This window comes from Streptomyces sp. GL_140, assembly GCF_057834465.1.
In genome coordinates, this window is record NZ_CM174404.1 from 5135831 (window position 1) to 5149873 (window position 14043).

At 71.2% G+C, this 14043-nt stretch carries 12 protein-coding genes and 1 pseudogene; 4 read left to right on the forward strand and 9 right to left on the reverse strand.

What is annotated here, in order from left to right:
• Window positions 1–8 precede the first annotated feature (8 nt).
• The 3 genes from AC3IYJ_RS23945 to AC3IYJ_RS23955 all read right to left on the reverse strand — a co-directional run bounded on the left by AC3IYJ_RS23945 (window position 9) and on the right by AC3IYJ_RS23955 (window position 2987).
• Window positions 9–1286: a hypothetical protein gene (locus AC3IYJ_RS23945; protein ID WP_489396798.1), complete on the reverse strand. Its 1278-nt coding sequence runs from the start codon at window positions 1284–1286 to the stop codon at window positions 9–11.
• 101 nt (window positions 1287–1387) lie between these two features.
• Window positions 1388–1621, reverse strand: a complete 234-nt coding sequence (locus AC3IYJ_RS23950) for a hypothetical protein (RefSeq protein WP_489396799.1) — start codon at window positions 1619–1621, stop codon at window positions 1388–1390.
• Entirely contained in the window at window positions 1608–2987 is a 1380-nt protein-coding gene (locus AC3IYJ_RS23955; RefSeq protein ID WP_489396800.1) for a PspC domain-containing protein, read from the reverse strand. The genes AC3IYJ_RS23950 and AC3IYJ_RS23955 overlap by 14 nt, the downstream gene beginning before the upstream one ends.
• Window positions 2988–3118: 131 nt before the next feature.
• Between AC3IYJ_RS23955 and AC3IYJ_RS23960 the strand changes: the two genes are divergently transcribed.
• The 3 genes from AC3IYJ_RS23960 to AC3IYJ_RS23970 all read left to right on the forward strand — a co-directional run bounded on the left by AC3IYJ_RS23960 (window position 3119) and on the right by AC3IYJ_RS23970 (window position 6367).
• Window positions 3119–4414, forward strand: a complete 1296-nt coding sequence (locus tag AC3IYJ_RS23960) for an ATP-binding protein (RefSeq protein WP_489396801.1) — start codon at window positions 3119–3121, stop codon at window positions 4412–4414.
• Window positions 4411–5139, forward strand: a complete 729-nt coding sequence (locus AC3IYJ_RS23965) for a LuxR C-terminal-related transcriptional regulator (protein ID WP_489396802.1) — start codon at window positions 4411–4413, stop codon at window positions 5137–5139. Before AC3IYJ_RS23960 ends, AC3IYJ_RS23965 begins: the two co-directional genes overlap by 4 nt.
• A gap of 115 nt (window positions 5140–5254) precedes the next feature.
• Window positions 5255–6367 carry an alpha/beta hydrolase gene (locus AC3IYJ_RS23970; RefSeq protein WP_489396803.1) on the forward strand — a complete coding sequence of 371 codons (1113 nt, stop codon included), beginning with the start codon at window positions 5255–5257 and terminating at the stop codon, window positions 6365–6367.
• A gap of 74 nt (window positions 6368–6441) precedes the next feature.
• Here AC3IYJ_RS23970 and AC3IYJ_RS23975 read toward each other — a convergent pair whose 3' ends face one another.
• The 6 genes and pseudogenes from AC3IYJ_RS23975 to AC3IYJ_RS24000 form a co-directional block, all read right to left on the reverse strand.
• Window positions 6442–7494, reverse strand: coding sequence for a C40 family peptidase (locus AC3IYJ_RS23975; RefSeq protein WP_489396804.1), 1053 nt, complete (start codon window positions 7492–7494; stop codon window positions 6442–6444).
• A gap of 129 nt (window positions 7495–7623) precedes the next feature.
• On the reverse strand, window positions 7624–7977 hold the full coding sequence (locus AC3IYJ_RS23980; RefSeq protein WP_489396805.1) for a hypothetical protein: 354 nt from the start codon (window positions 7975–7977) through the stop codon (window positions 7624–7626).
• A 65-nt stretch (window positions 7978–8042) separates the two neighbouring features.
• Window positions 8043–8702, reverse strand: a complete 660-nt coding sequence (locus AC3IYJ_RS23985) for a class F sortase (protein ID WP_489396806.1) — start codon at window positions 8700–8702, stop codon at window positions 8043–8045.
• A gap of 113 nt (window positions 8703–8815) precedes the next feature.
• Window positions 8816–9343: a hypothetical protein gene (locus AC3IYJ_RS23990; RefSeq protein ID WP_489396807.1), complete on the reverse strand. Its 528-nt coding sequence runs from the start codon at window positions 9341–9343 to the stop codon at window positions 8816–8818.
• Between the two features lie 255 nt (window positions 9344–9598).
• Window positions 9599–10516 carry a hypothetical protein gene (locus AC3IYJ_RS23995; RefSeq protein WP_489396808.1) on the reverse strand — a complete coding sequence of 306 codons (918 nt, stop codon included), beginning with the start codon at window positions 10514–10516 and terminating at the stop codon, window positions 9599–9601.
• A gap of 206 nt (window positions 10517–10722) precedes the next feature.
• Window positions 10723–11058 (reverse strand): annotated as a pseudogene (locus tag AC3IYJ_RS24000) (C40 family peptidase); the annotation flags it as partial.
• Window positions 11059–11498: 440 nt separating this feature from the next.
• Here AC3IYJ_RS24000 and pcrA point away from each other — a divergent pair.
• Window positions 11499–14027: a DNA helicase PcrA gene (gene pcrA, locus AC3IYJ_RS24005; RefSeq protein WP_489396809.1), complete on the forward strand. Its 2529-nt coding sequence runs from the start codon at window positions 11499–11501 to the stop codon at window positions 14025–14027.
• Window positions 14028–14043: the final 16 nt, after the last annotated feature.

Here is a 14043-nt window from a genome sequence, read left to right on the forward strand (position 1 = left end):
CGGTTCGGTCAGGTCGCCTCTTCTCGGTGGGACAGTGCCTCGTGGAAGTCGTCCAGGGCGGGTCCCAGCTCGCCGACGGTGATGTGGAAGGTCGACCGGTCGATCAGGTTGCCCGCCAGTGTCCGCGTTCCGGCTGCCGGGTCGTGCAGGGACAGCCTGCGGGCCAGGTCCACTCCCTCGTCGAAGAGGGGGCGCATCCGCTCGGCGAACAGGTGGGTTTTGGTCTGCCAGTAGACGGTGGAGCGGACGGTGAGGACCCGGTGCAGCCGGACCAGTTCGGCGAGGTGCAGGTCCGGGTCCTCGACGGCTCGCGCAGCGAGGGCGTCCACCTCTTCGCGCAGGGCATCACGGCTGTCGAAGTAGCGCTGCTTGACGTCGCGCGACCAGTCCATGGGATCCGCCCCCGAAGGCGGACGCGGTTCACCGGGCGTGGGGCGGTCGCTTCCGGCGCCGGGCAAGAACAGCAGCACCGCCCAGAGCGACGACTCGTAGCCGCCCCCGGAGTTCCGCTCACCGCTACCGGCCAACTCCGTGAGCAGGGCGAGTGCCTCCTGCCTTACGAGGCCTGCCCGTTCACCCCGGTCGTGGGTGTCGAGCATCCGCGCGTACCCGATGAGCGTGTGGAGATGGCCGATCATCCGGTCGCGGTCCCTTGCGGCCTCGGCGGCCTGTACGCCGACGAGCGTCTCGAACGCGGCGAGGGCCTCTTCGGACCGGCCGGCGTCATGGAGAACGGCGATCCACTTCAGGAGCGACCAGGCGAGAGCGCCGCTCCGGGGCCCGTCGGGCAGGAGCGCCGCGACCAGCTCGGTCATGGCATCGGCGGCCTCGGCATGGCGGCCTTCCTCGGAGAGACCGGTCGCCCACCTGCTCAGCCCCGCGACCACGGGCTGCCCGGACAGTTCGGCCTGTGCGCGGCCGATGGCGAGCATCTCGGCGCGCATGGCGAGCCCTTCGCCGCGACGGCCCGCGCCGTACAGCTCGCGCTGGCAGGTGTCGAGGGCCTCGTACAGGACATCCGCACGGGCGGGTTCGGCCGGATCGATGGACCGCGCCGCGGCCACCGCCTCCTCGCACAGCGCAAGAGCGGCCGGATGCGCTCTGCCGCCCTCGTAACTCAGGTGTTGCAGGGCCTTGGCCAGGAGGGGCAGGTAGGCGGCGGGGCTGACCTGGGCGAGTACCCGGTAGGCGTCCACCTTCTCCCGCGGATGGAGGCGCCCCGACGAGAGCAGCACATTGCGTGCCCGAACGACGTCGTCCTGATCGACTTTCCCCGAGTGATCCATGACGGAGATTCTGGGGGTCCCGCAGAGAGCCGGACAAGGCTGCCCACCTGTGCCCTTCGTCCTACGAAAACACCCTCTGACCTGTCATGATGGGCGTGACATCACCTTCCGCCGGGCCCGTGGGTCTCCCCGATCCGGTCGCGCCGGTCGCGGCGCACGGCATAGGTCACCAGACCCACCACCGCGGCGAACGAGAACCCGCCCAGGGTCATCAGCAGGACGAGGAACCACGGCGGGTCGGCCTGCCCGGCCGCGCCGAGCAGGTAGAGCACGCCGGCGGCCATCAGGACCAGGCCCGCGATCAGCCTTCCCGGCTTGAACTCATGAGTCCGCACGGTCCACCTCCACCTGTCCCACACCCGCGCTCAGGTGCAGCTCGATCGTTCCGCCGGGCTCGGCGCCGGGGGAGGGCACCAGGGTCACCTGCCGGGTCTCCCCGTCGTTCTTGATGCGTATCTGGTTGCCGTGATCGCCGGGCATCTGGATGTCGCCCAGCTTGATCGTGACCTCTCCCTTCGCGGTGGCCCCGCTCGGCAGGACCACCCGCAGCCGGCCCGCCTCGATGGAGGCGTTGACGGGCAGGGTGGTGCCCTTGGGGACGCTCAGGCGGCTCAGGTCCAAGGTGGCGAGCCCGGTGCCCGCCTCGTACCGCGGGGCCACATCGGACACCGCGGCCGGGTGCCAGGTCACCTCGTGCCAGTCGGTGCCGATCTCCTTGGGCAGCGCGACCGCCCCCGCCAGCAGCCCGGCCGTGATCACCGAGAGCAGCACGGTGCCGAATCCGGTGCGGCCCTTGACCGAGCTCACCGCGAGCCCGAGACCGAAGACGGCGAGGGCGGCGGCGAAACCGACCTGGAGCGCATGGCTCAGGGTGCTGCCGTCCCAGACCGAGGCGGTGGAGATGCCCGCGGCCAGCAGGGCCAGCACGAACACCCGGCCGCCGATGCCGCCGCGCGGAGCCCTGCGGACGGGGTCCCCGCCCGGGGCCGCCGCCGGACCGCCCGGGGTGGGCGAAGCCGAATCGTCGGGGCCCCACAGGTACCCCGTCGAACCGACCGGCCCCGTCGTGCCGTCCTTGACCAGCGGGTCCCGCCACCAGGACGGGCCGCCGGGCGAGGGCGGCGCCTGGGTCTCGGGCGGCGCCGGGCTGTGCGCGGTCCGGTGCCCGGTGCGCGTCGCCGCCGGCCAGACGAAGTCCGCGCCGGCGGCGGGCTTCTCCTCCGGGGCCGGCGCGAGGTTCTTGCGGTGGTGCTGCGACCAGTACGCCGCGCCGCCCAGCGCCAGGGCGGCCAGGACGGAGAAGACCGCCAGGCCGCCGTTGTCCAGCATCGACAGGAACAGGGCGCAGCCCACCAGAGCGGCGAACACTGCCGCCAGGGTCGCGCCCTCGACGCGGCCCGTCAGGAGCTTCTTCGCCTCGCTGTCCTCCTCGCCCTCCTGGGGGAGCAGCAGCCACGCGAATCCGTAGAAGATCAGACCGACGCCGCCGGTCACCCCGAGGACGCCGAGCACGATCCGGAAGATCACCGGATCCAGGTCGAAGTACCGGCCCAGCCCGCCGCAGACGCCCGCGAGCACCTTGTCGCGGCGACTGCGGCGCAGGGCGGGGCGCTCGGCAGGCGGCGGGACGGCTGCGGCGCCCGCGCCGGAACCGGAATCGGAGCCTGCGTCCGGTGGTGGGGAATCGTGCACTTCGGTCATGCGTCCATGGTGACGGCCCGCCGCCGCCGCGGGCATCAGGATCCACCCTGGCACAACCCTGATATCCCCCCGAGAGAACTGGGGGGCTGCCCTGATGTCCCGGGCACCGCGCGCGTGTGACCATCGATGACATGCCCGTAGCAGCCGCCCCCCGCCCGCCGTACGCACCCGACTCCGAAGAGACGCCGCCGCGCAAGCTCTACCGCAGCGCCGACGGCCGGGTGTTCGGCGGAGTCGCGCGCGGACTCGCCGGACATCTCGGGCTGCCCGTCATCTGGGTCCGGCTCGCCTTCTTCCTCCTGTTCATGTGGGGTGACGGCCTCGGCGTGCTGCTGTACGCCGCGTTCTGGGTCTTCGTACCGCTCGGGGTCGGCGGCCGCAGCGGCCACCGCTCCTACTTCGACACCCTCCCCGACGGCACCCGTCGGCTGCGCAAACCCGAGCGGGGCCAGATCACCGCGCTGATCGCGCTGTTCGTCGGCGCCGGCATCTTCATCTCCAAAGTCCAGGTCGGCGGCGCCTCCGGGCGGTACGTGTGGCCGCTCCTGCTGGTCGGCGCCGGTGTGGTCCTTGTCTGGCGCCAGGCCGACAACGCCCGCCGCGCCCACTGGAACGAAGCGGCCGGCCGGCACGTCCGGCTGCTCCAGACCGCCCGCGCGCTCGCGGGCGTCGCCCTGGTCGGCGTCGGCCTGACCGTCTTCATCGTCGTCCGCGGCTCCGCCGCCCAGCTGGGCAACGTACTGACCGCCACCCTCGCCGTCCTCGTCGGCGTCGCCCTCCTCGCCGGACCCTGGCTGATCCGGATGACCCAGGACCTCTCCGAGGAGCGCCTGATGCGCATCCGCGCCCAGGAGCGCGCCGAGGTCGCCGCGCACGTCCACGACTCCGTGCTGCACACCCTCACCCTGATCCAGCGCAACGCCGAGGACTCCGGAGAGGTACGCCGCCTCGCGCGGGCCCAGGAGCGGGAGCTGCGCAACTGGCTGTACAAGCCCGAGGGCACCGGCAAGGACGAGGACGAGGAGCCGACGACACTGGCCGAGGCGGTGAAGAAGACCGCCGCCGAGGTCGAGGACCACCACGGCGTCCCCATCGAGGTGGTCGTCGTCGGCGACTGCCCCCTCGACGAGAAGCTGGCGGCACAGATGCAGGCCGCGCGCGAGGCGATGGTCAACGCCGCCAAGTACGGTGGCGAGGGCGGCCCCGTCCAGGTGTTCGCGGAGGTCGAGGGCCAGCGGGTGTTCGTGTCCGTGAGGGACCGCGGACCGGGCTTCGACATGGACGCGGTACCGGACGACCGGATGGGCGTACGAGAATCGATCATCGGCCGGATGCAGCGCAACGGCGGGACCGCGCGGCTGCGGTCCGCGCCCGACGGCGGCACGGAAGTCGAGCTGGAGATGGAGAGGGCGGCGAAGACAGCATGACCGAGGACAACGCGAACGCGACCACCGGTGCGGTAGGCCCCGGAGGTACCCCCGCCGGTAGCCGGGGGAGGGTCCGGGTGGTGCTCGTCGACGACCACCGGATGTTCCGCACGGGGGTCCAGGCCGAGATCGGCGAGACCGAGCGGACCGGGGTCGAGGTCGTCGGCGAAGCCGCCGACGTGGACCAGGCCGTCACCGTCATCACCGCCACCCGACCCGAGGTGGTGCTCCTCGACGTGCACCTGCCCGGCGGCGGCGGCGTCGAGGTGCTGCGCCGCTGCGCCCCGTTGATGTCGGCCGCCGAGGACCCCGTACGGTTCCTGGCGCTGTCGGTGTCGGACGCGGCCGAGGACGTCATCGGAGTCATCCGGGGCGGTGCGCGCGGCTATGTCACCAAGACGATCACCGGCACCGACCTGGTGGATTCGGTCTTCCGGGTCCAGGACGGGGACGCGGTGTTCTCGCCGCGCCTGGCGGGCTTCGTGCTCGACGCCTTCGCCTCGACGGACGCCCCGCCGGTCGACGAGGACCTGGACCGCCTCACCCAGCGCGAGCGCGAGGTGCTCCGGCTGATCGCGCGCGGATACGCGTACAAGGAGATCGCCAAGCAGCTCTTCATCTCGGTCAAGACGGTCGAATCGCACGTCTCGGCGGTCCTGAGGAAGCTCCAGCTGTCCAACCGTCACGAGCTGACCCGTTGGGCGACGGCCCGCCGTCTGATCTGAGCGCGTTTGGCCAAAAAGGGCCTGGTACAAGCCGATTCGCCCCGAGCGCATGTGATCCACGACGCAGGGGCGGGGAGCAACCGGGCGGCCTCGCCCTGCCCTCTTGGGTGGCGTGATGAGTCTGACCGGGACCCCCCTCTTCCTGACGGTGGTCGCCCTCACCGTGATCGCCGTCGTCCTGCCCCTGGCCGTGTGGAGCAAGGTGCGCGGCCCCGCCGTCGTACGCGTCGGCTCGCGCGGGCTGATGGTGGTCTTCGCGCAGGTCACCGCCGTCGCCCTGGTGTTCATCGCGGTGAACCGGGACATGAACTTCTACGCCTCCTGGGGCGACCTGATGGGCACCGGCAAGTACGTCACCGCCGCCCCCGACCTGGGGGCGGACGGGCTCGGCGGGAAGAAGGCCGCCGAGGTCAAGGCGGAACCGAAGGTGCTCCAGAAGTTCGAGCCGGTCGACGGGGTCGGGGGCCGGGTCAAGCAGACCGAGCTCAGCGGCAAGATCTCCGGGGTCAAGGGCGACGTCATGGTGTGGCTCCCGCCGCAGTACGACGACCCCGCCTTCAAGGACAAGAAGTTCCCGGTGATCGAGCTGATACCCGGCATACCCGGCACGGGCAAGTCCTGGTTCCAGGGGCTCAAGGCGCACGAGGTGCTGGAGCCGCTGATGAAGACCGGCAAGGTGCAGCCCTTCATCCTGGTCTCGCCGCGCGCCATGCTGGTGGGCAACGGCGACACCGGCTGCGCCAACATCCCCGGCAAGGTCAACGCCGACAGCTGGTTCAGCGTCGATGTCCGCAAGATGGTCGTCGACAACTTCCGGGCGTCGGACGAGGCCCGCACCTGGGGTGTGGCCGGGTACTCGGCGGGCGCGTACTGCGCCGCCAAGCTGGCGATCCTGCACCCCGACCGCTACAGCGCGGGCGTCTCCCTGTCCGGCTACAACGACCCGGGCCAGGAGCCCACTTCGCTGGTGGCCCAGGACCCGGAGATGCGGCGCACCCACAACCTGAAGAACCTGCTCACGGCCGCGCCCGCGCCGCCGGCGGTCGCGCTGTGGATGTCGGGGGCCGAACAGGACGGCTACCTGTCGGGCACGGACCTCAAGGCCATAGCGAAGAACCCGACGGTGGTGCACGCGGAGAAGGTCACCGGCGGGCACAATCTCGACTCGTGGTCGAAGCAGCTGCCGCAGACCTTCGGCTGGCTGACCTCGGTGGTCAAGGCGCCGTAGCGGTCCCCGGGCGGGCGCGGTCCCCGGGCGGGCGCGGCCCTCAGACGGGAGCGGCCCTCAGGGCGGAGCGGCCCTCACGCCGGGCGGGACGCGCCGGCCCAGGGCATCGAGTCCACCGGGGCCAGGCGCACCGTCGAGCCGGGGCGCGGGGCGTGGATCATCTGGCCATTGCCGATGTACATGCCGACGTGCGTGACCCCGGAGTAGAAGAACACCAGGTCGCCGGGGGCCAGCTGGTCGCGGGAGACCCGCTGCCCGGCGTTGATCTGGGTGTAGGTGGTGCGGGGGAGGGACACCCCGGCCGCGCGCCAGGCCGCCTGGGTCAGGCCCGAGCAGTCGTACGAGTCCGGTCCCGTCGCTCCCCATACGTACGGCTTGCCGATCGCGCCGTAGGCGAACGCCACCGCGCGGGCCGCGCGGGAGCCATCGGAGGGCGGCGGGGCCGGGGTCTGCGCGCCGGTGGGGGCGCTGCCGCCGGAGTGGGCCTCGTAGGCCGCTCGCTCCTCGGCGGTGAGCTTGGCCAGCAGTTGCTGCGCGGTGGTCAGCTTCTTCTCGATCTCGGCCTTGTGTCCGGAGAGTTCGCCCTGTCGGGCGCGCAGATCGGCGAGGCGTCCGGAGGCCTGCTCCTTGAGGCGTCCGACCTCGTCGAGCCTGCGGCGCACGGTGGCGATCTCCACGGCGTTGCGGCTGCCGGCGTGCGCGAGGAGCGTGGCCCGGTCCAGGTACTCCTGGGGGCTGTCGGACATGGCCAGCTGGACGGCGGCGCCCAGGGTCCCGTTGCGGTACTGGGTGGTGGCCAGCGAACCGAGCGCGCCGCGGGCGGTGTTGAGCTGGTCGGTCTTGCGGGCGGTCTCGTCCTGGAGTCCGGAGAGCGCGCGCTCCGCCTCGTCCGCCTTCTCCTTCGCCCCGTTGTACTGCTCGGTCGCGGTCTCGGCCTCCTCGTAGAGCCGGTCCACCTCGGCCTTGACCTGCGAGGGCGTCGGCTGGGGGTCGGCCTGGGAAGTGCCTTCGAACACGGTGGCGGTGGCAGCGCCCGCGAGGGCGAGGGTGGCGGCGGTGGTGCGTACGGTGGTCCGTGCGGTGCTGCCGGAAAGCGGGCGCTGCCTGGGCTTTCGATGACTGGCCACGAGGGCCTCACGTCCTTCCTCTCTCGGTGCCTGGAGGAGGACGCTAGACCCGGAGGTAACGGTCGGATGACGAGATGATCGCAACTGTCCGCATCCGACCGGACCTTGTGGGCCGATGGCCGTCTGTGGTCAGTGCCAGAGGACGGCGATGAAGATATTGACCATGGTCAGTCCGCCGACGGCCCCGAACAGGGCCTTCTCCACCCGCTCCTCGTCACGCTTGACGTAGACCAGCGCCAGGACCACGAAGAGGATCGCGAGCTTCACGCCGATCTTGATGTTGTTGACGGTCCCGCCGTCCATCTCGCGAAAGCCGACGAGCAGCACGCCGGTGACGAGCATGGTCAGCGCGCCGTGCAGCATCGCGGGCACGAAGCGGGCGGTGCCGGCGCTCATCGCCTTCATCTGGGTCAGGAAGCCGCCGAGGAGCGAGGCGATCCCGATGATGTGCAGGCCGAGGAAGACGTTGATGAGAACGGTCATGCCGATGAGCCTAGGTCGTCTCTTTTGGATCTTGTCGGTCAGGTTCGCGTCGTCCGGTGCCGCGGCTATTTTCGGATCGACGTCAGGCGGGCGAAGACGACGACGTTGCCGTCGTAGCCCGCCTCCTTCGAGTAGCCGCCGCCGCAGGTGATCACGCGGAGCTCCGGCTCGCCCTTGGAGCCGTAGATGCGCTTGGCCGGGAACGCGTTCTTGCCGACGACCTCGATGCCGTACACCGTGAACACGGCGGTGCTTCCGTCCTGCCGGTCCACCTCGATGTGCTTGCCCTGCGTGAGCGCGCCGAGGTTGTAGAAGACCGCCGGGCCCTGCTTGTTGTCCACGTGGCCGTCGATCACCGCCGTGCCCAGCGTGCCGGGGGTGGGGGAGCCGTCGTACCAGCCCGCCAGGTTCTTGTCCTGCGGCGGCGGGGCGTCCACCCAGCCGTCGGCGTCGAGGCCGACCCGGGTGACGGGGGCGTCGACCTCTACGGAGGGCACCCGGATCCGGGTCGGAGGGGAGGGATCCAGCGGCTCGGGGGCCGGGGGGAGCAGGCGGGCCGCCTCGTCGTGGGCGGGGTCGGTGACCAGGGTGGCGGCGCTCGCGGGCTGCGGCGGACCGCCGTTCACGTCGAGGCCGTTGGTGAGGAAGAAAGCGCCGCTGAGGGCGACCATGGCGACGACGCCCCAGCCGCCGCGAGGCTTCGTGGGCTCCTGGTGGCGGGGCATGTGATGCGGTCTCCCTCGGCGGGCGGGGCGTCTTGGACCGGGCCCGTCCGGTCGTCAGGGGCGAGTCGGACGGGCCCGGCGGTCAGGGGGGTCTGCGGTCAGGGAGCCTACGGTCAGGCTTTGCCCTCTGCCCGGCGGCGCATCAGGTACACGCCAAGGCCGACCGCGGCCGCCAGCAGCGCCGAACCGGTGGCGATCTCGGTGGCGTTCAGGCCGCCCGCACCGCCGCCCAGACCGGCTTTGATGCCCTTCGGTGGGACGTTGGGAGCGATGGTGGCCATACCGCTCGTGTGGCCTGAGACCGTGAGGGTGGTCGTGCCCTTCTCGCCCTTGCAGTCGAAGGTGACCACGTACTGGGCACCCGGTTTGGCGTCCGAGTCGACCTTGGCGATCGCGGGTTTGCCCGCCTTGAGCTCGACGGCGTCGAAGACGCCGGAGGAGACCTTGACCAGCGGTTCTTTGCAGCCGGTGGCGTTCAGGGTGACGGTTCCGCCAGCGGCGACGGTGGCGGGGGAGAGGGTGAAGCCGAACGACGTGACATTGGCCATGTTCCCGCCGTCATTGGCCGAGGCCATCGGCGCGGCGAGCGCGAGAGCGGCGGTGGAGAGCAGGGCGACGGATGCGACACGTATCGCACGCATGGTGATTCCTCCGGGTCCCCGAGGTGCAGCCGCGAACCGTTTATCCGCAAAAGGCAGGAAATGCCCCTCGGTGGCTTGACGCTAGGGCCGGTCGGTGGAATCGGCGACTCGAACTCCCCCCGGCAGGGCAGGCCGAAGGGCGAGTCGACGATGGTCCGTCAACTCGCCCTGCTACGGAGGGTGAGCGCCACGCCGGGCGCCGCGTGCACGGGCTGGCGCTGAGTGACCGACACGCCGGTGGGCGCCGGATGCGGCTCAGTTGGTGCAGGAGGGTACGGCCGGGGCGCTCGTCGTGCAGTTGTTGGGCTGGTTGGAGGAGATGATGCTCGTGTTGGAAATGACCGTCCCGGCGTTGTTGTAGACCCCGCCGGCGGTCACCGTGGCCTTGTTGCCGGTCACGATGGCCCCGGTGAGCGTGGTGGACGCCCCGGGGCCGCCGAAGTTGGCGATCCCGCCGCCGACTCCGGTCGGGCCGCTCGCGGAGTTGTTCGTCAACGCCGACCGTTCGATCTTCAGGACACCGTCGTTGGCCACCCCGCCGCCCTTCTCCAGGGCCGTGTTGTCGCTGACGGTGGACCGCGAGATCGTCATGTTCCCGTCGTTGGCGAAACCGCCGCCGTTGTGCTTCGCCGTGTTCTTGGTGATGAAGCTGTTGGAGATCGTCGTGGTCGTGCCGCCGGTCCCGCCGATCCCGCCGGAGAAGTCGGCCTTGTTGTTGCTGATGATCGACGCGGACACCGAGAGGATTCCGTCGTTGCGGATGCCGCCGCCGAAGCTTCCGGTCGCGTCCCCGCCGGTGATGATCACATGGCTGATGGTGAGCTTGCCGCCCGGCGCGACGGCGAGGATCCCGAACGAGGGCGCCGTGGGCGCGCGGGTGATCGTGGCGACATGACCGTCGATGGTCACCGCCGCGCTGATCGCCGGCAGCGGCGCGGTCAGCGCGTACGTACAGCCCGTGGCCAGCGACAGCGAACCGCCCCCGGAGTTGGCGGCGGTGATGGCGGCAGCGAGCGAGGCGGTGCTGCAGGCCACGGGTGTGGGCGCGGCCACCGCGGGCGCGACCGCCGTCCCGACCAGTGCGGCGGCTCCGCACACGGGCAGCAGGACGCGGGTGAGGCGGGCGGTCGGCCGACGGCTCGGGGGCGGGGTCGGCGACTGGGACGGGATCACGAGGGGGGCTCCTTCGGGGAGGGACACGGGAGAGCTCGGGAGAGCTCTCGAGAGCCGTCGGGGACTCCGCGGTGGTTCCCGCGAACGACTCCGCAGTGGTCCCCGGCAACCCGGTCCGGAATAACGGCCCCGAACGCATCCCGCCCGGACGGCGCACCCGCCACGCCGCGCGCGGAGTATTTAATACGACCGGGTGGCGGGGGGTCTCAGCCCGGCCGGACGCTGCTGTGGACCGGCTGGTAGAAGACGGAGTCCTCGCGGACGTACGCACCCGGCCGCGGGGCGTGGATCATGCGGCCGCCGCCGATGTAGATCCCCACATGACTGATGTCCCCGTAGAAGAAGACCAGGTCACCGGGGCGCAGGTCCTTCGTCGCGATCCGCGGCGCCGCCTCGGCCTGGTCCCAGGTGGTACGGGGCAGCGCGACGCCCGCCGCGCGCCAGGCGGCCTGGGTCAGTCCGGAGCAGTCGTACGAGTTCGGGCCGGTCGCGCCCCAGACGTACGGCTTGCCGAGCTGGGCCCGCGCGAAGGCCACCGCCTTGGCGCCGGAGACCGAGGCGGGGGTGTCGGCGGGCAGGTCCCCCGAGCCCGCCGGGGCCCGTGGGCCCGACACCTGCGCCCGCTGCGGGCCGGTGAGCTTCGCCAGCAGGGTGTTCGCCTCGGCGAGCCGGTCCTGCACCTCCTGCTTGCGCGTCCGTAACTCCTCCTGCGCGCTCTCCAGGTCCACGACGACCTTGGCCGCCTCCCGGCGCCGGCCCGCCGCCTCGGCCCTGGCCTGCATGTACCGCGGGCGGTGGAGAGAGGAGTGGAGCGAGGGGAATCCGTACGAGTGCACGGCCGGCACCTCCTTCCGGTTGGCGGGGCACGCTAGTCGCGGAGGGGGTGCCTCGGAAGGGGCCGCGCAGGGTCCGAAGGGCATATGCGGCCGAATTTCGCGGGCCGGGACCGGCTGTCGGTCCCGCCCTCTAAACTCGGAAGGCGATGAGCAGCCTCTTTGACGACAGCTTCCTGGCCGACCTCTCCCCCTCCGACGAGGTCCCGCCGCCGCCCGAGGAACACGCCGCCCCCGAGACGGGCGCGGACGATCTCTTCGGGGGCCGGTTCGACATGCCCATGAGCGGGGACGCGTACTACCGGGACGGCGCCCCCAGGCCCGTCATCGACCCGGCGGCGCTCCTCGACGGGCTGAACGCGGAGCAGCGTGCCGCCGTGGTGCACGCGGGTTCCCCGCTGCTCATCGTGGCCGGCGCCGGCTCCGGCAAGACGCGCGTGCTGACGCACCGCATCGGGCACCTGCTGGGCGCGCGCGGGGTCCACCCCGGCCAGATCCTGGCGATCACCTTCACGAACAAGGCCGCCGGCGAGATGAAGGAGCGCGTCGAGGGCCTGGTCGGCCCGCGCGCGAACGCCATGTGGGTCTCCACCTTCCACAGCGCGTGCGTCCGCATCCTGCGCCGCGAGTCCAAGCGGCTCGGTTTCACCTCCTCGTTCTCGATCTACGACGCGGCCGACTCGAAGCGGCTGATGGCGCTCGTCTGCCGCGACCTGGACCTGGACCCGAAGAAGTTCCCGCCGAAGGCCTTCAACGCCAAGATCTCGAACCTGAAGAACGAGCTGATCGACGAGGACGCCTTCGCCGGCCAGGCGGTGGACGGTTTCGAGAAGACCCTCGCCCAGGCGTACGCCATGTACCAGGGGCGGCTGCGCGAGGCGAACGCCCTCGACTTCGACGACATCATCATGACCACGGTCCACCTGCTCCAGGCGTTCCCCGAGGTCGCCGAGCACTACCGGCGCCGCTTCCGGCACGTGCTGGTCGACGAGTACCAGGACACCAACCACGCCCAGTACACGCTCGTGCGCGAGCTGGTCGGCACCGGCTACCCGGACCTGCCGCCGGCCGAGCTGTGCGTCGTGGGTGACGCCGACCAGTCGATCTACGCCTTCCGCGGCGCGACCATCCGCAACATCCTCCAGTTCGAAGAGGACTACGCGGACGCCACGACGATCCTGCTGGAGCAGAACTACCGCTCCACGCAGACGATCCTGTCCGCCGCCAACGCGGTCATCGAGCGCAACGAGAACCGCCGCGCGAAGAACCTGTGGACCGAGGCCGGCACGGGCGCGGTGATCACCGGATACGTCGCGGACACCGAGCACGACGAGGCCCAGTTCATCGCCGACGAGATCGACCGGCTGACGGACGCGGGCGACGCGAAGGCCGGCGACGTCGCGATCTTCTACCGGACGAACGCGCAGTCCCGCGTGTTCGAGGAGATCTTCATCCGCGTCGGACTGCCCTACAAGGTCGTCGGCGGCGTGCGCTTCTACGAGCGCAAGGAGGTCCGGGACGTCCTCGCGTACCTGCGCGTCCTGGCCAACCCCGAGGACAACGTCCCGCTCCGCCGCATCCTGAACGTGCCCAAGCGCGGCATCGGCGAGCGCGCGGAAGCGATGATCGACGCGCTCGGCATGCGCGAGAAGATCACCTTCCCGCAGGCGCTGCGCCGCGTGGACGAGGCCTTCGGCATGGCCGCCCGCTCGACCAATGCCGTCAAGCGCTTCAACGTGCTGATGGAAGAGCTCCGCACGATCGTCGACTCGGGCGCGGGCCCGGCCGTGGTCCTCGAAGCGGTCCTGGAGCGTACGGGCTATCTCGCCGAGCTCCAGGCCTCGACCGACCCGCAGGACGAGACGCGCATCGAGAACCTCCAGGAACTGGCCGCCGTGGCGCTGGAGTTCGAGCAGGCGCGGGAAGCCGCCGCGGCGGAGGCCGCCGAGAACGGCGGACCGCCCGTGGGCCCCGGCACGCTGTCGGAATTCCTGGAGCAGGTCGCGCTCGTCGCCGACTCCGACCAGATCCCCGACGAGGACACCGACGGCAACGGCGTCATCACCCTCATGACCCTGCACACCGCCAAGGGCCTCGAATTCCCGGTGGTCTTCCTGACCGGCATGGAGGACGGGGTCTTCCCGCACATGCGGGCGCTGGGCCAGGCCAAGGAGCTCGAAGAGGAGCGGCGCCTCGCCTACGTGGGCATCACGCGGGCGCGCGAGCGGCTGTACCTGACGCGCTCCTCGATGCGCAGCGCCTGGGGCACCCCCTCGTACAACCCGCCGTCGCGGTTCCTCGAGGAGATCCCGGCCGAGTACCTGCAGTGGAAGCGGACGGGCGCGGCGCAGAAGCCGGCGGGCCCGATGCGCAGCTCGGGGTACGGGTCTTCGGGCTCGGGCGGTGGCGGTTCGAAGGCCTCGTTCGGGACCTCGCCGGAGTCGTTCCTGTCCTCGTCGCGTTCGAAGTCGGGCCCGTCCGGGTTCGCGACGCGCCGGGCCTCCGACAAGCCGGTCATCGCGCTGGTGGTCGGGGACCGCGTCACGCACGACCAGTTCGGGCTGGGCACGGTCATGGAGGTCAAGGGGGCGGGCGCCGATGCGCAGGCCACCATCGACTTCGGGGACGAGAAGCCGAAGCGGCTGCTGCTGCGGTACGCGCCGGTGCAGAAGCTCTAGGAAGCGGTGGGCAGGC